Here is an 18,204-nt window from a genome sequence, read left to right as displayed (position 1 = left end):
ACGCCCGTGATGTTGTGGTTCGCGGGATCTATGGGGAGCAGTGCCGCACGCTCTGCTCCGACACCAGCAGCCGACCGGCAAGGTCATGCTGCGACTGTCCAGACACTGACTGCGGACCGGTGATCATAGGTTGATCATGTGGCCGGTGAGGCCGTGGAATCCCTCCTGGAGGGCTTCGCCGAGGGTCGGGTGGGTGTGCACGTTTCGGGCGAGTTCGTGGGCGGTGAGGTCCCATTTCTGGGCGAGGGTCAGTTCGGGGAGGAGTTCGGCGACGTCCGCACCGATCAGGTGCGCGCCGAGCAGTTCGCCGTACTCGGCGTCGGCGATGAGCTTGATGAACCCGCTGGGTTCGCCCAGGCCTTGTGCCTTCCCGTTGGCGGTGAAGGGGAACTTCGCGATATTCACGTCGTGTCCTTCGTCGCGGGCCTGTTGTTCGGTGAGGCCGAAGGATGCGACTTGGGGCTGGGTGAAGGTCGCCCGGGGCATCATGCGATAGTCGCCGAGCAGCACAGTGTCCGCGCCGGCGATGGTTTCGGCGGCGACGATCCCTTGAGCTTCGGCGACATGGGCGAGTTGGAGTTTCGCGGTCACGTCTCCGATGGCGTAGAGGTGGGGGACGTTGGTGCGCATGCGGTCGTCGATGTCGATGGCGCCGCGGGCGGTGAGCGCAACGCCGGTGTTCTCGAGCCCGTATCCGTCGGTGCGGGGGGCGAAGCCGACCGACATGAGCACTTTGTCGGTGCGGAGGGCGGCCTGCTCGCCACCGGCCGGGGTGTAGGTGACTGTGACGCCCGCTCCGTCATCGGTGACGGTTCCGACGGCGGTGGAGGTGAGGAGGTTGATGCCGAGTTTCTTGTACTGGCGGGCGATCTCCTTAGAGACGTCCCGGTCCTCGTTGGGAAGTACCCGGTCGAGGTATTCGATGACCGTGACCGCGACGCCGTAGTTGGCGAGCACGTAGGCGAACTCCATCCCGATCGCTCCGGCGCCGACGATGACGATGCTGTCGGGGAGATCCCGGGAGAGGATCTGGGCTTCGTAGGTGACGACGTTCTCGCTCAGTTCCACTCCGGGCACGAGGCGCACGGTGGAGCCGGTCGCGATGATCGCGTCATCGAAGGTCACCAGCTCGGTGCCCCCATTGGCGAGGGCGACGGTGATGGTGTGGGTGTCGGTGAAGCTGCCGTGGCCGTCGATCTCGGTGATGGCGTTCTTCTTCATCAGGAAGTGAACTCCTTTCACCCGTCCGTCAGCGACGGATCGGGACCGGTCGAATGCTGCGCCGTAGTCCATCGTCACGTCACCCCGGATGCCGAACAGCTCTGCTTGATGGGTGAGGGTGTGGGCGAGTTCCGCGTTTCGCAGCAGTGCTTTCGAGGGGATGCAACCCACATTCAGGCACACGCCTCCCCAGTACTGCTTCTCGATCACGGCGACGCTCTTTCCGAGCTGCGCGGCACGGATCGCGGCGACGTAGCCACCGGGGCCCGCTCCGAGGACGACGACATCGACGTGGCTGGTGCTGCTCATGGTGTTCTCCTTCGGATAGAGCGGGGACGCGCGCAGATGGTCAGGCCGCCACGGGGCGCGCGACCAGGATCGCGGAGACCTGTCGGCGGACGCGGCTGAGGATCTGAGAGGGCGTGTCTGCCAGGTGGACTGTGGCGGCGGTCGTGACGTGCACGATCGCGGTGACGACGCGTGCGAGCGTGACCGCATCAGCCGCCCCGAGACGAGTGTCGCGTGCCAGGACGGCAGAGAGCCCCTCCTCCAACCGCACTGCGAGGACTAACCCTCCTGCTCGGTGCGGCTCGGTCGGATCGCCGAAGACCAGCTCGTGCAGATAGGTGCGTCCATTCTCGGGCTGCTCCCGGATGCAGGCCACCACCGGCCAGACAAGTGCGAGCACCTGCTCGACGGTGTCCGCTTGCCTCCGGGCGGACACCGTCGCCGCGGCGAGGCCGTCACGGATCGCGGCCGCGAACTTATCGTTCTGCACCATGATCAGCAGTTCCGCTTTCGTTCCGGCATAGGCGTACAGGGTTCCGATCGCCACATCGGCGCGGTCAGCGACCTGTTGCGTCGTCACGCCATCGACGCCGTACTCGGCGAACAGGGTGCGAGCGACAGACATGATTCGGAGACGCTTGTCTTCCTTCGCGCGTTCTCGCCGTCCCGGAACCGGCTGATCACTGCCCATAAGGGCCTCCCTTGGCTGGCATACTGAGTTGACTCATGAATGAGCATACTCGCTCTTACTTGACAATTGATCTGAGGACACTCAAGATTGAGTCTGCTCGCTTGAGCAAGGGTGAGCCCCGATGTCCATCGGCAGTGAGATCAGGAAGGTGCGATCATGGCAGGGCACCGGAGGGTGATCCTCCTCGACTACCGCGGTGTGGGGGCATCCGCCGGAATGGTGCGGGACCGGTTCGAGGACATGGCGGCCGATGCGATCGCCGCGATCCACACGCTCGGCCTCTCCCAGGTGGACCTGCTCGGGCTGTCGACGGGGGGCATGACAGCCCCTGCCGGCCGTCGGGCCGCGAAGGCATATCTGGTGCGGATGAAACGGCGCCGCACCGGCCGGGACAAGCCCGTCACTCCTGGCGTCTTCCGCGCCCAGTTGCGCGCCGTGAACCGATGGGGTCATCAGATACCGACCGGGGCGTCGTCCACAGCTCCGACGCTGATTCTGCACGGCGACCGTGACCGGATGGACCGTCACCGCGTTCCTGCAACGCTGACCACAACCTTCCACATTCAAGGAGAGAGCATCATGCGAGCGTTCGTGTTCGACAACTACAAGCAGCCCGTCCACGAGGCCGAGATCCCCGAGCCCGCGGTCGGCGACAGGGATCTCCTGATCCGGGTGGAGGCCGCAGGGCTGAACCACCTCGACGAGCGGCTCCGGGCGGGAGAGTTCAAGGCGATCCTGCCGTACAAGACCCCTCTCACCCTCGGCCACGACCTGGCCGGCACAGTTATCCGCACAGGTTCCAAGGTCACCCACTTCGTCGCCGGAGACCGGGTCTACTCCAGGCCGCGGGATCACCGCATCGGCACGTTCGCAGAACGCATCGCTGTCGATGAAGCAGACGTCTCGCTGGCTCCGACGTCGATCAGCATCGTGGAGGCCGCGTCCCTGCCGCTGGTGGCACTGACGGCGTGGCAGGCCCTGGTGGAGAAGGGCAACGTGCAGGCCGGTCAGAAGGTGCTCATACACGCCGGTGCGGGCGGAGTCGGATCGATCGCGATCCAGCTCGCCAAGCACCTCGGCGCCGAGGTAGCGACGACCGTATCGGGCAAGAACGCGGACTTCGCCCGCGAGCTCGGCGCCGACGTGGTCATCGACTACCGCACCCAGGAATTCGAGACCGAACTCTCGGGCTACGATTTCGTCCTGGACCCCCTCGGTGGCGACAACCTCGCAAAGTCCCTCACGATCCTGAAGCGCGGTGGAAAGGCCGTCGGCATCTCCGGGCCACCCACCCCCACGTTCGCGAAGTCCGCCGGCCTGAACCCGGTCGTGCGCCTGGCCATCACGGCTCTCAGCCGCAGGATCCGCGCCCTTGCGGAGAAGCTCGGCGTGTCCTACGAGTTCCTGCTCATGCACGCTTCCGGCGATCAACTGCGTCAGATCACCCAGCTCGTCGACCGCGGCGTCATCCGCCCCGTCGTCAGTGCGACCTTCCCCTTCGACCAGACCGCCCACGCCCTGGCCTCCCTCGGCACGAGCAGCATCCGCGGCAAGGCCGTCATCATCGGCGCCGACCAGTCTGCGTGACCTCCGGTCTCCCCATCCGCTTGTCGCACACAGCACCCGAACCCAGCAAGGAGCATTTCTCATGAGCGCCACCGAACCCGTCATCACCTCGTACGCGGAGGCCCCCGCCAAGACGGTCTCCGTCGGCGCCGACACCTTCGCCTACCGCGAACTCGGCCCAAGAGGAACGATCCCCGTGGTCTTCTTCGTGCACCTGGCCGCGACCCTGGACAACTGGGACCCACGCCTCATCGACCAGGTCGCGAAAACCCGCCACGTCATCACCTTCGATCAGCTCGGCGTCGGAGCGTCCTCCGGGCGGGTTCCCGACACTCTCGAAGAAGCCGCGACCGATGCCTACCGGTTCATCACGAAGGGCCTCGGTTACGACAAGATCGACATCTTCGCCTTCTCGATGGGCGGCATGATCGCCCAGGACCTCGTCGTCGCTCACCCGGCGCTGGTGCGCAAACTCGTGCTCACCGGCACCGGCCCTCGAGGTGGAAACAACATCGACAAGGTCGTGGGAACCACCTACTGGGACATCTTCCGATCCCTGATCACCCGGTCTGACCCGAAGGAGTTCCTCTTCTTCAACCGCGACACCATCGGCAAGCGGGCCGGCAAGGCGTTCGTCGAACGCCTCAAGGAGCGCACCACCGACCGCGACAAGCCCATCAGCAACGCCTCGTTCAGCCGCCAGCTCAAGGCCATTCAGCGATATGGGCGCTCGGCCCCCTCGGACCTGTCGGTGATCTCGCAGCCGACCCTGATCGCCAACGGCGACAACGACCGCATGGTCCCCTCGGTGCTCTCCGAGGACCTGCACAAGCGCATCGAGGGTTCCGAGCTGATCATCTACCCGAACTCCGGCCACGGCGGCATCTTCCAGAACTGGGAGAAGTTCGCCCCCGTCGCCGCGAGATTCCTCACCACCTGACCCGCAGGCCGGGCCGTTCCCGGTCACCGCCTGAAGTACATAAGCGATGAGGTGGTTCTCGATCGAGACGCGTCACGGAGCAGGGTCCGGGCGGACGACGAGACAGGTGCTGGACGCGGTCGCGAGGACCCGCCCTTGGCTGTCGCGGAGGTCAGCCTCTGCGAACACGGCACTTCGACCCGTGCGGGTGACCCAACCGTGCGCGGTGACGGGACCGGTGTCCGCGGTGATGGGACGCAGGAACGACACCTTGATCTCCAGGCTGGTGTATCCGACGCCGACCGGAAGGGTGGTGTGCACGGCGCACCCGCATGCGGAGTCGAGCACGGTAGCGAAGAAGCCGCCGTGCACCGATCCGATCGGGTTGTAGTGGGACTCGTCCGGGACCGCCGTCATCACCACGTCGCCCTCGGTCACCGTGACGAACTCGAGCCCGATGTGACTGCTGATCGGCGGGGCCGGTGCTTCGCCTGCGGCAACGGCCCGCAACTGCTCGAGCCCGGAGCGAGCGAACAGCGTCCGCTTGTCCCTGCCCGGGACCTGATAGCGGATCGTGCGCGACCGCTCGGAATCCTGTTCGTCTGTCATCATGAGCGGAATCAGCCCGGCAGGATCGCCGCGACCTGGGCGCGGATGCTCGCGAGCAGGTCGGGGACCGTCGAGCCCGTGTTGACGCTGGCCGCGAGTTCGAGGAACTGAATGGCCGAGATCACCCGGGCAAGCGTCGCCGCCTGCCCGGGTGCGACACCCGCCCGTTCGGCGAGGATGTCGGCGATAGCTTCCTCGGTCCGCGCGACGATGGACAGCGCTTCGGCATGATGCGGCTCGCCGGAATCGCCGAAGACCATCTCCCGGAGGTACGTGCGGCCGTTATCGACCTGCGCGCGATTGCACTCCGCGATCGGCGCGAGAAGCGCGAGCAGTGCGTCCAGTGTCGTCCGCTCCGCTTTCGCTGCCTTTCTGCCACGCGTGAGAGCGTCGGCGTAGCGGGCGTTCTGCACCAGCAGGAGCAGCTCGCCCTTGGTCTTCGCGTACAGGAACAGCGTGCCGGTGCCGATGTCGGCCGCGTCGGCGATCTGCTGCGTCGTGACCTCATCCACGCCGCGCTTCGCAAACAGCTCGCTGGCCGCCGCGGTGATGCGCGCGAGCTTGGCCTGCTTCTCTCGCTCGCGCCGCCCGAGCGGCTGTGTCGCCACCGACATCGTGTTCCTCCCCGGGAATAGACACTGACTTACCTCAGTTATGAGTGTAATCATTGTCGCGTGGGCTCGCCTGTGTTTCGACTCATTTTCCCACGCCGGTGCGCGACGACCGTCGCCCACCGGGATCGGCAGCGATTGCCTCCTTCGAAAGGAACACCACCCGTCATGACCTCCCCATCTCTTTGGCAACCGTTCACCCTCGGCCGCATCGAACTCCCCCACCGTCTCGCGCTCGCACCGATGACCCGCAACCGTGCGAACGCAGACGGAACACCGGGTGAACACGCTGCGGGGTACTACGGCCAGCGCGCTTCGCTCGGACTGATCATCACCGAGGGCACGCAGCCGTCCGAAGACGGGCAGGGGTACCTGAACACCCCCGGCATCCACACCCCGGAGCAGGTGGCGGGATGGGCGAAAGTCTCCGAGACGGTGCACGAGAACGGTGGGCACCTGTTCATCCAGCTGATGCACGTGGGGCGCATCTCCCACCCCGACAACACTCCGCACCACCATCAGCCGGTGGCTCCGTCGGCGATCTCCGCGGATCAGGACATGTTCACCGCCGAGGGCCCGAAGAAGAGCCCCGTGCCGCGTGAGCTGAGCGTCGGTGAGATCCGGGACGTGATAGGTGAGTTCCGGCACGCCGCCGCCGCCGCGATCGCCGCCGGCGCCGACGGGGTGGAGATCCACGCCGCCAACGGCTACCTGCTGCACCAGTTCCTGGCTCCCAACGCGAACCGGCGCACCGATGAGTACGGCGGGTCGATCGAGAACCGGGCACGGTTCTCGATCGAGGTCGCGAAGGCGGTCGCCGAGGAGATCGGCGCGGATCGCACCGGTATCCGCATCTCCCCGGCGTTCCCGCTCGGCGGGCTCGATGAGGGCGACGCCGCGGCGGTGCGCGGCCAGTACCGGTACCTCGTGGGCGAGCTCGCGAAGCTGAACCTGGTCTATCTGCACGTCCACCACCTCGGCGATGACGAACTCCTCACCTCCCTCCGCGAGGCGTGGCCGACGGCCGTCCTCGTCGTCCGGTACGGGCGAGAGCGCGACGGCATCGCCTCAGACATCGACGCTGGGCTCGCCGACATCGCCCCGCTGGGCCGGTTCGCCCTTGCGAACCCCGACATCGTCGAGCGCCTGCGCATCGATGCCCCCCTGAACGACCTCGACCCGGAAACGCTCTACACCGGGGGCGCGCACGGGTACACCGACTACCCGACCCTCACTCACCCCTGACCCCAGCCACCCTTCTCGTCCAATCGAACATCACACCCTCAGGAGATCTATCCCATGACTTCCCTCAACGGCGCTGTCGTCCTTATCACCGGCGCGAACGGCGGTATCGGCGGTCACTTCGTCCGCGAAGCCCTCGCCCGAGGAGCCGCCAAGGTGTACGCCACCGCTCGCAGCCCCCGAGAGTGGGACGACGGGCGCGTCGTGCCCCTCTCTCTCGACGTCACGGACCCCGTCTCCATCCAGGCCGCCGTCGAGCAGGCACTCGACGTGACCGTACTGATCAACAATGCCGGCACATCCGTCTCCACCCCGGGCATCCTCACCCACACCGACGAAGAGATCCGCCAGAACGTCGAGACCAACTTCCTCGGCCCCCTGTTCCTGGCCCGCGCCGTCGCCCCGATCCTCTCCGCGAAGAGCGGCGACACCGCCATCGTCGACATCCACTCGGCCCTGTCGTGGTGGGCCGTCGCTGGCATCTACTCGGCCACCAAAGCCGCCCTGTGGTCGGCCACGAACTCCCTGCGCCTGGAACTGCAGCCCCAGGGTGTCCAGGTCGTCGGCGTGCACGTCGGCTATGTCGACACCGCCATGGCCGCCCACGCCGAAGGCCCCAAGCTCGACCCGGCCGACCTCGTTACCCAGGTCTTCGACACCCTCGAGGCCGGCGGCTACGAGGTCCTCGCCGACGACACCTCTGTGCAGCTCAAGGCCGGACTGTCAGCACCTCTCACCGCGGTGTACCCGCAGCTCACCGTCGGCAGGTGACCCGCCAGGGATTGCTCGCGCTCGCGTGCGGATCTCGCCCAGGAGAAGGCGGAGCACGGACGCGGTCGGCTCAGGACTCTCCAGTGGCACGACGTGCCCAGCGCCCGGAATCTCCTGGTAGCGAGCTCCGGGGATCGTGAGTGCGAGAGTCCTCAGCTCGGCGGGAAGGGTCACGATGTCGGCAGATCCGCACACGATCGTCGTGGGCACCGCGATTCCCGCGAGATCGGCTCGCACGTCGTAGACGGCGACGGCCTCCAGGCAGAGGGCGTACGACTCAGGATCGATGCGCGAGAGTTCCGCGAGGGAGACAACGAACGACTTCTTCTGTCGAAGAGCGAAGTCGGGAGCGAACCATCTCGCCGCGCTCGTCTCCACCTGCGAGAGCATGCCGAGCTCTCGCACGCTGGCGGCACGGGCGTTCCAACGATCCGGCGAGCCGAGCACTGCGTCGCTGCCGAAGAGCGCGAGGCCGGTGAGAGCCGGCGAGCACGCTGCGGCCAGCTCGAGGCCGATCGCCCCGCCCACCGAGATCCCGGCATACGCGAAACGGCTGTAACCACGACTCCGGGCAGCCTCGACCACCGCCGATCCGAGGTCTGCGATCGAGAACGGCTCGCGGGCGGGTGGAGACTCCCCGTGGCCCGGCAGGTCGTAAGTCAGCAGATCAGGGAGGACGCCCGACGGGTGCGCCAGCAGTGAACGCGACGCCGGCACCCAGCACCGGAGGGTCGTGCCGAGCGCCGGCCCCAGGACGAGGAGTTCGCGTGCGGACTCGCCCTGCCCCTGGGCTCGCATCAACTGGTGATGCAGCGTCACGTCAGCCAAGGCGCGCTCCGATCTCTACCGGATGGCGATGGCATTCGCCATCGACCCGACCGCGCCAGGCGCATCCGTCGGTGCGCTGCTCACGAAGAACTCGTGTCGCCCGTCGGCGGTGCAGGCGTCGGCCAGGTCTTTCAGCCACCACAGCTCACCGAGGCCGAGGCCGAACTGGCCGATGAGCATGTAGTGCAGGTAACCGAACGGCCACGCCTCCGGCCGCTCATCCGGCGGCCAGACCTCCACGGTGGGGTTGTCGCCCACGAAGGCAGAGGCGTGCGTGTTCCAGACGTACTCCGCCATCTCCTCGGTGTGCTCGATACCGGGCGCCTTCAGGGTCGTGCGCACGGACTGCGACTTCCGGGAGGCGACATCCGATGTGACGTTGTGCTCGAGGAACCCGGTGCGCAGCATCACGATGTCACCCGGCTGGTACTCGACACCGGCGGCGATCCGTGCCCGCTCGAGGTCGTCGACGCTGAACGCCTTGCTGGATGCTGGATCGTAGGCTTCTGGAGCCGTGGCCTGGAGGTCGAGCAGGATGCCTCGGCCCACGATCCCGCGACGCGCCCAGTGCTCGATCGTGTTGCGTCGTCCGCCTCGGATGTCGTCGGCGGTGGCGCCGTTGTAGAACTCTCCTTCGCGGAAGCCGATGTGCCCGAGGGCGTCCCATTGGCTGCCCGCCTGCGGGAAAAGGTTGTCGTGCACGTCATCGAAGTACCAGCTCTCGCGCGGCTCGAGCTGCGTGCGGCGGGGGGCGCCACGGCCGAAGAGCGGCGGATCGGGCTGCCCGAGCGTGGCCCCAAGCGGATAGACCTCACCGCTGTGCACGAGGGCGGCTGCGGCCGCGATCCGCTCGGGAGTCTGCAGGTTCATCAGCCCGACCTGGTCGTCGGCGCCGAAGAGGTGCCAGCCCGACCGGGCACCTCCGTCGGCCTTCGGGAGGTCGGCGTACCGCGGGAGCTGCGGTTCAACCACGGGTCGTCGCTTCGACGGTGGTGTCGGCGTGCCCGCTCGGGTGAAGGGCGCGCCAGCGCACCATGATGCCGATCACGAACAGCAGCGAGATCACCGCCATGACGATGACCATCACCGCGATGCCCGGGCCGAAGGGGATGGTGACGGCGATCAGCGGCGCGATGCCGCCGCCGAGCAGGCCGCCCAGGTTGAGCCCCATGCCGAGGCCGGTGTAGCGGTAGCGCGTGTCGAAGAGCCCGTGGAACACGCCTCCCATCGGGCCGTAGAACATCGACTGGATGGCCATGAAGCCCACGAACGCCACGCCGATGAGCAGTGGCACCGCGGTGGCGGTGAGCCAGACGAGGGGGAAGGCCCAGAGCCCCATGAAGATCACGGAGACCAGCAGCAGCTTCGTGGGGTTCACCTTTCCGGACAGCCAGCCCCAGCCGAGCACGCCGAGGCCCTGCACCGCTGCGGCGACCAGGAGGCAGGTGAGAGCGATGGAGCGATCGATGCCCTCGGTGCCCGTGACGTAGGAGAGCAGATAGGTGGTGACGACGTAGTAGATGCCGAACGCCGCGATGGTCGACCCCGTCACGAGCAGGAGGCCAGACGGGTGGCGGAGCACGTCGAGCAGAGGCGCCTTGGACTTGTCGCCCTTCTTCTCGAGCTCCTTGAATTGAGGGGTCTCGTCGACCCGGCGTCGCAGGTAGAAGCCCACTCCCACAAGCACGATGCTGAGCAGGAACGGAACCCGCCAGCCCCATGAGAGGAACTGGTCGTTCGGGAGAACCGCGCTCATGATGATGAAGATGAGGTTGGCGGCGATCAAGCCGAGCGGCGTGCCGACCTGCGGGAAGCTCGTGAACAGCGATCGCTTGTTGGCCGGAGCGTACTCGCTGACCATGGTGATGGCGCCGGACCATTCGCCGCCGTAGCCGAAGCCCTGGCAGATCCGCAGGAGGACGAGGATGATCGGGGCGGCCGGCCCCCAAGCGTCGTAACCGGGCAGGAGCGCGATCGCGAAGGTCGCGATGCCCATGAGCAGCAGCGAGAACACCAGCAGCTTCTTGCGCCCGATGCGGTCGCCGAAGTGTCCCAGGATGATCGCACCGAGCGGCCGGGCCAGGAACGACGCTCCGAACGTCAGGAACGAGAAGAGCACAGCCGCCGTGCCGTCGAGATTGGAGAAGAACACTGTGGGGAAGACCAGGGCCGCGGCCGTGCCGTAGATGAAGAGGTCGTAGGTCTCGATCGTGTTGCCGATGACGCTCGCCCCGACGACGCGCCTGATGGTCTTCCGATCTGGTGTCGCGGTGGGTGCGGCTGGTGCTGCTGCTGCTGACATCGAGGGCTCCATTGCCTAGGGGGTCTGACTGTCTCAGACGACTCTACGGCTTTAATGCCGACTGTCAACAGTCGGCATTGTAGGTCGATTTCACCCTACCGCGAGCGTCCGTCAGCCGATGAGGGTGCGCGCGGCTTGGCCCATATGCTCACTGATCGCCTCGCGAACACTCGCGCGGTCGCCCGAGGCCACGGCATCGACGATCGCCTGGTGGCGGGCGATGTCCATGTTGCGGGTTCCGCGCTCGATGCCGGCGAACATGATCGACATCCGGATCGCCCCCTCGAGGCCCTCCCAGGATGTCACGAGCGATTCGTTCTCCGTGAGCGAGCACAGCAGGCGATGGAACGCCAGGTCGGCCTCCACACGGCTCTCCAGGGAACCGGGCTCAGCCTCGGCCATCCGTTCGACGGCACGTCCGAGCTGGTCGACGTGCCGCTTCAGATCAGGACTGGAGACGAGCAGCTCCGCGGCCAGGGACTCGAGGGCGCCGCGCACCACGAAGATGTCCTCGATCTCCTTCGGCGAGAGCGAGCGCACGAGCAGCCGACCACGGGTCGCCTGCACGACGAGTCCCTCTTGTTGGAGTTCCCGGAAGGCCTCCCGCAGCGTGCCCCGGCTGATCTGCAGCTGGCTCGACAGCTCCGTCTCGCGCAGATGAGTGCCCGGCCGGAGTGCGCCCGACGTGATTGCCTGGCGCAGAGCGACGGCCGCCTGCTCGCGCAGATTCGTCTTCTCGAGCCCGAGGAGCGCTTTCTCCATGCCTGGATCACCCGTCTGTGAATGTCGCCTGCCGACACTCGATCCTATCCAGCCCCGTGACTAGCCGAGCTCAGAGAGGACCCTCGCAACGATGCTCGATCGGCTGAGGCCGTAGCGGTCATGCAAAGTGGGCAGGGCCCCCGCGTCGAGGAACTCGTCGGGCAGTCCGATGGGCACCACGCGCTTGCCGAGCCCTCGGCGGGTCGCGGCCGACGCGACGGTCTCGAACAGCCCGCCCACGACCGTATGGTTCTCCAGCGTGAAGGCGAGTCGTGGCGTGTCGATCTCGGCGAGGACCGTTTCCGCGTCGAACGGCTTGATGGTCGGCGTGTGCACGACCGCGACATCGATCTTGTGCACCGCGAGCTCCTCGGCGGCCTGCAGCGCCCGCATGGTCATGAGCCCGCTCGAGACGAAGACGACGTCCGCGCCCCCGCGGAGTATCGCCGCTTTGCCGAGCTGGAAGGTGTAGTCGTACTCATCGAGCACGGTCGGCACGTTCCCTCGGAGCAGTCGCAGATAGCTCGGGCCGGCCGCTGCGGCGAGCTGCGGCACTGCGTGCTCGATGTCGATCGAGTCGCACGGATCCACGATCGTGAGACCCGGCATACCGCGGAAGATGGCGATGTCCTCGGTCGCCTGATGGCTCGGACCGTATCCCGTGGTGAGCCCTGGCAGTCCGCCCACGATGTTCACGTTGAGCCCGGGTTCGGCGATGTCGAGGCACAGGAAGTCGTAGGCGCGGCGCGCGGCGAACACCGAGTAGGTGGAGGCGAAGGGCACCAATCCGGTCTCGGCCATGCCGGCCGCGGCTCCGAACAGCAGCTGCTCGGCCATGCCCATCTGGAAGAAGCGCTCGGGGTGCGCCTTCTGGAACACGTGCATGTCGGTGTACTTGCCGAGGTCTGCCGTGAGCCCGACGATCCGCGGATCCGTCTCGGCGGCTGCCGCGAGGGCGTGGCCGAAGGGCGCGGGGGCCGTCTTCTGCCCGGGGTCGGCGAAGGAGGCGATCATGGCGGAGGTCTTGAGCTTGGGCGTGGCCGAGGGTGCGTCGGCGGTGCCGCTGGCGGGTGCGGTGGTCATCGGTTCGCTCCTTCGTGTCCGGCGGTGAGCTCGTCGCGGCACAGTTGCCATTCGCTCTCCTCGATGCGCATGAAGTGGGCTTTCTCGCGGTTCTCCAGCAGGGGCACACCTCGTCCGATCCGGGTGTCGCAGAGGATCACCGAGGGCCGTCCGGTGAGTTCGGAATGGACCTCGGCTTCGTCGTAAGCGCGCAGGAGCGCCGAGACGTCGTTCCCGTCGACGCGCTGGGCGAACCAGCCGAAGGCGGTCCACTTGTCGAGCAGCGGCTCGGTGCGCAGCACTGTCTCGGTCTTGCCGTCGGCCTGCAGGGCGTTGACGTCGACGAGGGCGAGCAGTCGGCCCAGTTGATGGTGGTGGGCTCCCATGGCGGCTTCCCAGGTCGACCCCTCATCGAGCTCTCCGTCGGAGAGCAGGTTGAAGACGCGTTCGTCCCGACCCTGCAAGCGGAGCCCCAGAGCCATACCGACGGCCACCCCGAGCCCGTGGCCGAGCGAGCCGCCGGAGATCTCCATCCCCGGCGTGTAGCTCGCCATGCCCGACATGGGAAGCCGAGAGTCGTCGGATCCGTAGGTCTCGAGTTCGGCAACGGGCACGATCCCCGCTTCAGCCAGGGCCGCGTAATGCCCGATGGCGTAATGCCCGATCGAGAGGAGGAACCGATCGCGCTCCTCCCAATGGGGATCGTCCGCTCGGTAGCGGAGCTGGTCGGCATAGGCGGCCGCGAGGATGTCTGCGACGCCGAGGCCTTGGCCCACGTAGCCCTGGCCTTGCACCTCGCCCATGGTGAGCACGTGGTGCCGGATGCGGTAGGCGGCGTCCTGCACGCGACGCACGCGTTCCTCGAAACCGATCCCGCGGTCGGGGCCCGATCCGTAGGCGTGCTGTGCGGTGGTGGGGGTGGTCGATGTCACAGTGCTCTTCCCTCTGTCTCAGGCCTTGATGGTGGCGATCGAGGCGGTCGTCGCCTCGTCGGCCAGGCGGCGTTCCCGCGGGCCCCAGGTCTCTCGGGTGACCACGGCGGCGATGAGGCCGATGAGTCCGTACGCGCTGAACAGCAGCGCCGGGCCCAGCCAGCCGAGCCCCACGAACAGCAAGGTCGTGATGAAGGGCGTGAAGCCCGACACCATGGCCGAGATCTGATAGGCGAGCGAGGCCCCCGAGGAGCGGGTCTGAGCCTGGAAGAGCTCGGGGAACCACGACCCCTGCACTCCGGCGAGGGCGTTCTGGCAGATCGCGTACGAGATGGCGAAGGTGACGATGATCAGAACGAACAGTCCCGTGTTCACGAGCAGGAACATCGGGATGCCGAAGAGGATGATCACCGCGCAGACGACGAGGTAGAGGGGCCTGCGGCCGATGCGGTCGGTGAGCGCGCCCCACAGCGGTGTGGCCACCACTCCGATGCCCGCGGCGATGCACAGCGCTACGAGGGTGGCCTGCTTGTCGGCGATCTCGGTGGTATTGATGTACGAGATCATGTAGGTGATCGACACCGCGTAGCCCGCCGTCTCCGCGATCCGCAGGCCGATGCCGCGGAGGATGTTGCGCCAGTCCTCCCTGATCACCTGGATGATCGGCGACTTCACGATCTGCCCCGAGCTCTTGACCTGCTCGAACACCGGCGACTCCGGCACCTTCGAGCGGATGATGAGTCCCACGATCACGAGCACGATGCTGGCGAGGAAGGGCACCCGCCAGGCCCAGTCGCCAGGGAGGATCCCACTGCCCAGGAAGACGAGGTTGGCCAGGAGGAGACCCACCGGGAAGCCGGCCTGCACGAGGCCGGTGAAGAAGCCCTTGCGCTTCCATGGCGCATGCTCGTAGGTCATGAGGATCGCCCCACCCCACTCGGCACCGAAGGCGAGGCCCTGCACGATGCGGACGATCACGAGGAGGGTGGGAGCGAGCACGCCGACCATAGCGTAGGTGGGCAGGAGCCCGATGGCGAAGGTCGCGAGACCCATGATGATGAGAGACATCACGAGAACGGGCTTCCGGCCCAGCTTGTCGCCGAGATGGCCTCCGATGATGCCCCCGAGGGGGCGGGCCGCGAATCCGACACCGAGGGTGGCGAACGAGGCGAGGGTGCCGGTGAGGGGGTCGGCGCCCGGGAAGAAGACGGTGCCGAAGTACAGGGCGGCGGCGGTGCCGAAGCCGATGAAATCGTAGGTCTCGATCACCGCTCCCACGCTGGATCCGAGGGCCACCCGCCTGACGTCCTTCGTGCCCTGCACCGGACCGCGCATGGAGAGAGCGTCATTGCTCATCTGAATACCTTTCGTCTGACGACGTTCACCGTCGTCGGTGTCGCATCAGTATGAGCGCTTTACCGGATGAGTGTCAACTGCCGACTGTTGACATTATGACGCCTACACGACAGACTGAGGCCGTCGACGGGGACAAGCAGCGCAGACGAGCTGATGAACTCCGGCCTCTCCCTCGGAAGGACCATCATGTCTCCTGCACGCACCGCCATCGTCACCGGAGCGGCCTCCCCGCGCGGCATCGGCCGAGGGGTCGCCCGCCGCTACGCCCGCGACGGATGGGGCGTCGTGGTGCTCGACATCGACGGCGAAGCCGCTGTCGCCGCCGCCGCCGAGATCGGTGCCGAGTTCGGCGTGCCCGTGTTCGGCGGCCTCGTCGACGTGGCCAGCGAAGAGTCGGTGACCGCCGCCCACGACGCCGTGATCGCGGAGGTCACGACCGGCCGCCTGCCGGCCCTCGGCGCACTCGCGAACATCGCCGGCATCACCTCGCCCGTGCCGTTCCTCGACACGACCCTCGAGATCTGGAACCGGGTGCTGGCCGTCAACGCCACCGGCACCTATCTCATGACACGTGCCTTCCTCCCCCACTTCCTCGAGAACGGCTGGGGTCGCATCATCGTCATGTCATCCGTCTCCGCCCAGCGCGGTGGAGGCGTGTTCGGCAAAGTGCCCTACTCCGCGGCGAAGGCCGCGCTGCTCGGCTTCACGAAGGCTCTGGCTCGCGAACTGGAGGACAGCGGCGTCACAATTAACGCCGTCGCGCCCGGTGCCGTCGACACCGACATCCGGGTCGGCTCCACCGACGAGCAGGAAGCAGCGATCGCGGCGTCGATCCCGATGGGCCGCACGGCCACCGTCGACGAGGTCACCGGAGTGATCGCGTTCCTCTCGTCCGACGACGCGTCCTACCTCACCGGCACCACGATCGACATCAACGGCGGCAGCCACCTGCACTGACCGCACCATCCTCTTCCGCCCGGCTGGCCGTGTCAGCGACAGTTAGGTCCTCTTGCTCACCTCAGTCGGGCGGAACACCCTCCGAACTCCACGAGTCGCGCGTCTTCGCATGTCCTGGGGCCGCAGCTCGGACCAATTCGCATGGCTCCGACACTGCCCGAGATGTGGGGACCGACTTCTCAGTGATGCCAGGTAAGGAAGCGAGCTGGATTCGTCACAGCAATGCGGTGCATGCCTTCAGCACCGATGCGCTCGGTCAAGCGCGGTACGAAATGGCGTCCGAGGTAAGCCAAGCCCGGCATCCCTCTATAAGACGTGTAGCGGCTTGCTCGGGCGATGTCGGCGCCGAGCAGTACCTGCGCGCCGTGTCCGCGCTCTATGACGCTGGCGAGCGATTCGATCAGCGGATGTTCAGGCCAAATCGGGGGCCGCTGGCGGCCGGCGGCCGGCGGATTCGACGCCATCGATCCGAGTGTCGGCGAGGCCTGGGCCGTGCTGCCGGAGAGCTCACCGGCCGATGTCGACGACGCCGTGCGCGCCGCTCAGGCGGCCTTCCCGGCCTGGTCGCGCACCTCGGCCGAGCAGCGTCAGCTCGTGCCACCGAGCTCGGGCCGCTCGTCTCGTCGCGCCAGCTCTCGCTCGTGCAGGAGCACCTGGCGACGGCGCGGGAAGACGGCGTCGGGTTCCTCACGAGCGGGGCCGCGCCCTCGGGGCCGGGCTTCTTCCAAGCACCCGTCATGATCGCCGACGACGACGGGGCCGGTCCGGGCGAGGGTCGATTCAGGGTCTCTCGCTCCCATGACGATGTGGTGTCCGAGCTCGTCGAGACGGCTGGCCAGGGTGCGTCCGACTACTCCGGTCCCGAGTATCGCGATCTGCATTGGTTCTCTTTCTCTCCGACTCGAGTAGTTGCGACGCGTCAGCGGGCGAGGGCACCTTTGTGGGAGATTACCCAGATCAGGAGTGCGAGGGCGACAACGACGGAGGCGGCGATCATGACAGGGACCCAGCCGCCGAGTTGCCAGAATGCTCCGGCGAGGGCGGAGCCGATGGCGCCGCCGACGAAGTTCCCGAAGACGAACGCGGTGTTGAGGCGGCTTCGAGCGGACGCGTCGATCGACAGCATGCGGGTCTGCGCGAGGATCTGGACCGCTTGCAGGCCTACCCCGAAGATGACCGCGCCGATGATCAGCACGATGATCGACTCCGAGCCGAACGCGGCGACGATCAGCCCGACGACGGTGATGAGGAGGCCGACACCCAGAGCGGGGATGAACAGTCCGCGGTCGAAGAGCACGCCGACCCGCTGAGCTGCGAGGGCGCCGACGACACCCACTAGGCTCACGGCGCCGATCAGCGACACCGAGAAACCGAACGACGGCGAGGACAGCAGGAACGTCATGCCCGTCCAGAACATCGTGAACACGCACATCGCGGACGCGCCGATCAGCATCGTCACCTGCACTGTCCGATTTCCGGTGATGGTGCGCACGACGGCGAGCAGCAGGCGCCAGTAGGGCACTTTCGGTCGCGCTTCCATTGTGGGGATGCGGGGGGCGAGGAATGCCGCGAGCACGACCATGATGACAGCGGCCATGATGAACACCGCGCGCCACCCGAAGTGCTCGGCGACGACCCCGCTGAGGGCACGGGCGATGAGCAGGCCGATCATGATTCCGGCAGCCACGGTGCCGAGGACTCGTCCGCGCTGGTCGTCGCGGGCGAGGTCGCCGGCGAGCGGGATCAGGAACTGTCCCGCGACCGCGCTGAATCCGATCAGGGCGAGTGTTCCGAGCATCACCGGATAGGCGGGGGCAGCGGCGGTGGCGAGCAAGAAGACCGCGGTGAGGATCATCAGGCCGGGAATGAAGAATTTCCGGTTCACCATGTCACCGAGCGGGAGAAGGAGGAACACGCCCACCGCGTAGCCGATTTGGGTGACGGTGACGATGAGCCCGGTGGACCCGGTCGGGACGTTGAAGTCCTCACCGATGACGTTGAGAAGGGGCTGGGCCCAATAGAGGTTTCCGACTGCAGCGCTGGCGGCGATGGCGAACAGCAGGGTGAGCCCGCGGCTCATCCCCCGT

Annotated in this window: 19 protein-coding genes and 1 pseudogene; 6 read left to right on the top strand and 14 right to left on the bottom strand. The window is 67.0% G+C overall.

Annotation, left to right across the window (positions count from 1 at the left end; genetic code table 11):
- Positions 1-123 precede the first annotated feature (123 nt).
- Together lpdA and N1028_RS12360 are read right to left on the bottom strand one after the other, a co-directional pair.
- The gene (lpdA, locus tag N1028_RS12365; RefSeq protein ID WP_259529353.1) at positions 124-1,530 is read right to left on the bottom strand and encodes a dihydrolipoyl dehydrogenase; all 1,407 of its coding nucleotides are present in this window, start codon (positions 1,528-1,530) and stop codon (positions 124-126) included.
- Between the two features lie 40 nt (positions 1,531-1,570).
- Positions 1,571-2,200 carry a TetR/AcrR family transcriptional regulator gene (locus N1028_RS12360; protein ID WP_259529351.1) on the bottom strand — a complete coding sequence of 210 codons (630 nt, stop codon included), beginning with the start codon at positions 2,198-2,200 and terminating at the stop codon, positions 1,571-1,573.
- Between the two features lie 579 nt (positions 2,201-2,779).
- Between N1028_RS12360 and N1028_RS12355 the strand changes: the two genes are divergently transcribed.
- Entirely contained in the window at positions 2,780-3,787 is a 1,008-nt protein-coding gene (locus N1028_RS12355; protein ID WP_259529613.1) for an NADP-dependent oxidoreductase, read from the top strand.
- A gap of 61 nt (positions 3,788-3,848) precedes the next feature.
- The gene (locus N1028_RS12350) at positions 3,849-4,706 is read left to right on the top strand and encodes an alpha/beta fold hydrolase (protein ID WP_259529349.1); all 858 of its coding nucleotides are present in this window, start codon (positions 3,849-3,851) and stop codon (positions 4,704-4,706) included.
- Between the two features lie 72 nt (positions 4,707-4,778).
- On the opposite strand, the gene N1028_RS12345 is transcribed toward N1028_RS12350, so the two are convergent.
- Together N1028_RS12345 and N1028_RS12340 are read right to left on the bottom strand one after the other, a co-directional pair.
- Positions 4,779-5,297 carry a PaaI family thioesterase gene (locus N1028_RS12345; RefSeq protein ID WP_259529346.1) on the bottom strand — a complete coding sequence of 173 codons (519 nt, stop codon included), beginning with the start codon at positions 5,295-5,297 and terminating at the stop codon, positions 4,779-4,781.
- Between the two features lie 8 nt (positions 5,298-5,305).
- Positions 5,306-5,908: a TetR/AcrR family transcriptional regulator gene (locus tag N1028_RS12340; RefSeq protein WP_259529343.1), complete on the bottom strand. Its 603-nt coding sequence runs from the start codon at positions 5,906-5,908 to the stop codon at positions 5,306-5,308.
- A 165-nt stretch (positions 5,909-6,073) separates the two neighbouring features.
- Between N1028_RS12340 and N1028_RS12335 the strand changes: the two genes are divergently transcribed.
- Positions 6,074-7,150 (top strand): alkene reductase, encoded by a 1,077-nt coding sequence (locus N1028_RS12335; protein ID WP_259529341.1) that lies wholly within the window; start codon positions 6,074-6,076, stop codon positions 7,148-7,150.
- A 54-nt stretch (positions 7,151-7,204) separates the two neighbouring features.
- A complete protein-coding gene (locus N1028_RS12330; RefSeq protein WP_259529340.1) occupies positions 7,205-7,918 on the top strand; it encodes an SDR family oxidoreductase in 714 nt (237 codons plus the stop codon).
- On the opposite strand, the gene N1028_RS12325 is transcribed toward N1028_RS12330, so the two are convergent.
- The 7 genes from N1028_RS12325 to N1028_RS12295 form a co-directional block, all read right to left on the bottom strand.
- Complete coding sequence (locus tag N1028_RS12325; protein WP_259529612.1) at positions 7,871-8,737, bottom strand: alpha/beta fold hydrolase; 867 nt, start codon at positions 8,735-8,737, stop codon at positions 7,871-7,873. The genes N1028_RS12330 and N1028_RS12325 overlap by 48 nt on opposite strands.
- A gap of 24 nt (positions 8,738-8,761) precedes the next feature.
- Positions 8,762-9,718, bottom strand: coding sequence for a cyclase family protein (locus tag N1028_RS12320; protein ID WP_259529339.1), 957 nt, complete (start codon positions 9,716-9,718; stop codon positions 8,762-8,764).
- Positions 9,711-11,048, bottom strand: a complete 1,338-nt coding sequence (locus N1028_RS12315; RefSeq protein ID WP_259529338.1) for an MFS transporter — start codon at positions 11,046-11,048, stop codon at positions 9,711-9,713. Before N1028_RS12315 ends, N1028_RS12320 begins: the two co-directional genes overlap by 8 nt.
- 111 nt (positions 11,049-11,159) lie before the next feature.
- The gene (locus tag N1028_RS12310) at positions 11,160-11,810 is read right to left on the bottom strand and encodes a GntR family transcriptional regulator (protein WP_259529337.1); all 651 of its coding nucleotides are present in this window, start codon (positions 11,808-11,810) and stop codon (positions 11,160-11,162) included.
- 60 nt (positions 11,811-11,870) lie between these two features.
- Positions 11,871-12,893 (bottom strand): transketolase family protein, encoded by a 1,023-nt coding sequence (locus tag N1028_RS12305; RefSeq protein ID WP_259529335.1) that lies wholly within the window; start codon positions 12,891-12,893, stop codon positions 11,871-11,873.
- Positions 12,890-13,744, bottom strand: coding sequence for a transketolase (locus N1028_RS12300; protein WP_259529611.1), 855 nt, complete (start codon positions 13,742-13,744; stop codon positions 12,890-12,892). Before N1028_RS12300 ends, N1028_RS12305 begins: the two co-directional genes overlap by 4 nt.
- A gap of 78 nt (positions 13,745-13,822) precedes the next feature.
- Entirely contained in the window at positions 13,823-15,160 is a 1,338-nt protein-coding gene (locus N1028_RS12295) for an MFS transporter (protein ID WP_259529332.1), read from the bottom strand.
- Between the two features lie 186 nt (positions 15,161-15,346).
- Here N1028_RS12295 and N1028_RS12290 point away from each other — a divergent pair, with 186 nt between their 5' ends.
- The gene (locus N1028_RS12290; RefSeq protein ID WP_375163412.1) at positions 15,347-16,117 is read left to right on the top strand and encodes an SDR family NAD(P)-dependent oxidoreductase; all 771 of its coding nucleotides are present in this window, start codon (positions 15,347-15,349) and stop codon (positions 16,115-16,117) included.
- 179 nt (positions 16,118-16,296) lie between these two features.
- On the opposite strand, the gene N1028_RS12285 is transcribed toward N1028_RS12290, so the two are convergent.
- Positions 16,297-16,581 (bottom strand): phosphotriesterase family protein, encoded by a 285-nt coding sequence (locus N1028_RS12285; protein ID WP_259529331.1) that lies wholly within the window; start codon positions 16,579-16,581, stop codon positions 16,297-16,299.
- Here N1028_RS12285 and N1028_RS19785 point away from each other — a divergent pair.
- Positions 16,496-16,858, top strand: coding sequence for an aldehyde dehydrogenase family protein (locus N1028_RS19785; protein WP_375163413.1), 363 nt, complete (start codon positions 16,496-16,498; stop codon positions 16,856-16,858). The two genes, N1028_RS12285 and N1028_RS19785, sit on opposite strands and share 86 nt — an antisense overlap.
- A gap of 44 nt (positions 16,859-16,902) precedes the next feature.
- On the opposite strand, the pseudogene N1028_RS19780 reads toward N1028_RS19785, so the two are convergent.
- Together N1028_RS19780 and N1028_RS12275 are read right to left on the bottom strand one after the other, a co-directional pair.
- Positions 16,903-16,998: pseudogene (locus tag N1028_RS19780) on the bottom strand (NAD(P)-binding domain-containing protein); the annotation flags it as partial.
- Positions 16,999-17,036: 38 nt separating this feature from the next.
- Entirely contained in the window at positions 17,037-18,197 is a 1,161-nt protein-coding gene (locus N1028_RS12275) for an MFS transporter (RefSeq protein ID WP_259529328.1), read from the bottom strand.
- Between the last annotated feature and the right edge of the window lie 7 nt (positions 18,198-18,204).

It is taken from the genome of Herbiconiux oxytropis (assembly GCF_024979315.1).
Classification (GTDB): domain Bacteria; phylum Actinomycetota; class Actinomycetes; order Actinomycetales; family Microbacteriaceae; genus Herbiconiux; species Herbiconiux oxytropis.
This window is presented reverse-complemented; position numbering and strand designations above follow the sequence as displayed.

What these genes read in the sequence shown, in the direction of transcription:
- lpdA (WP_259529353.1), bottom strand. Translation starts at nt 1,530, where the DNA reads ATGAGCAGCACCAGCCACGTCGATGTCGTCGTCCTCGGAGCGGGCCCC.
- N1028_RS12360 (WP_259529351.1), bottom strand. Translation starts at nt 2,200, where the DNA reads ATGGGCAGTGATCAGCCGGTTCCGGGACGGCGAGAACGCGCGAAGGAA.
- N1028_RS12355 (WP_259529613.1), top strand. Translation starts at nt 2,780, where the DNA reads ATGCGAGCGTTCGTGTTCGACAACTACAAGCAGCCCGTCCACGAGGCC.
- N1028_RS12350 (WP_259529349.1), top strand. Translation starts at nt 3,849, where the DNA reads ATGAGCGCCACCGAACCCGTCATCACCTCGTACGCGGAGGCCCCCGCC.
- N1028_RS12345 (WP_259529346.1), bottom strand. Translation starts at nt 5,297, where the DNA reads ATGATGACAGACGAACAGGATTCCGAGCGGTCGCGCACGATCCGCTAT.
- N1028_RS12340 (WP_259529343.1), bottom strand. Translation starts at nt 5,908, where the DNA reads ATGTCGGTGGCGACACAGCCGCTCGGGCGGCGCGAGCGAGAGAAGCAG.
- N1028_RS12335 (WP_259529341.1), top strand. Translation starts at nt 6,074, where the DNA reads ATGACCTCCCCATCTCTTTGGCAACCGTTCACCCTCGGCCGCATCGAA.
- N1028_RS12330 (WP_259529340.1), top strand. Translation starts at nt 7,205, where the DNA reads ATGACTTCCCTCAACGGCGCTGTCGTCCTTATCACCGGCGCGAACGGC.
- N1028_RS12315 (WP_259529338.1), bottom strand. Translation starts at nt 11,048, where the DNA reads ATGTCAGCAGCAGCAGCACCAGCCGCACCCACCGCGACACCAGATCGG.
- N1028_RS12310 (WP_259529337.1), bottom strand. Translation starts at nt 11,810, where the DNA reads ATGGAGAAAGCGCTCCTCGGGCTCGAGAAGACGAATCTGCGCGAGCAG.
- N1028_RS12305 (WP_259529335.1), bottom strand. Translation starts at nt 12,893, where the DNA reads ATGACCACCGCACCCGCCAGCGGCACCGCCGACGCACCCTCGGCCACG.
- N1028_RS12295 (WP_259529332.1), bottom strand. Translation starts at nt 15,160, where the DNA reads ATGAGCAATGACGCTCTCTCCATGCGCGGTCCGGTGCAGGGCACGAAG.
- N1028_RS12290 (WP_375163412.1), top strand. Translation starts at nt 15,347, where the DNA reads ATGTCTCCTGCACGCACCGCCATCGTCACCGGAGCGGCCTCCCCGCGC.
- N1028_RS19785 (WP_375163413.1), top strand. Translation starts at nt 16,496, where the DNA reads ATGACGCTGGCGAGCGATTCGATCAGCGGATGTTCAGGCCAAATCGGG.
- N1028_RS12285 (WP_259529331.1), bottom strand. Translation starts at nt 16,581, where the DNA reads ATGGCGTCGAATCCGCCGGCCGCCGGCCGCCAGCGGCCCCCGATTTGG.
- N1028_RS12275 (WP_259529328.1), bottom strand. Translation starts at nt 18,197, where the DNA reads ATGAGCCGCGGGCTCACCCTGCTGTTCGCCATCGCCGCCAGCGCTGCA.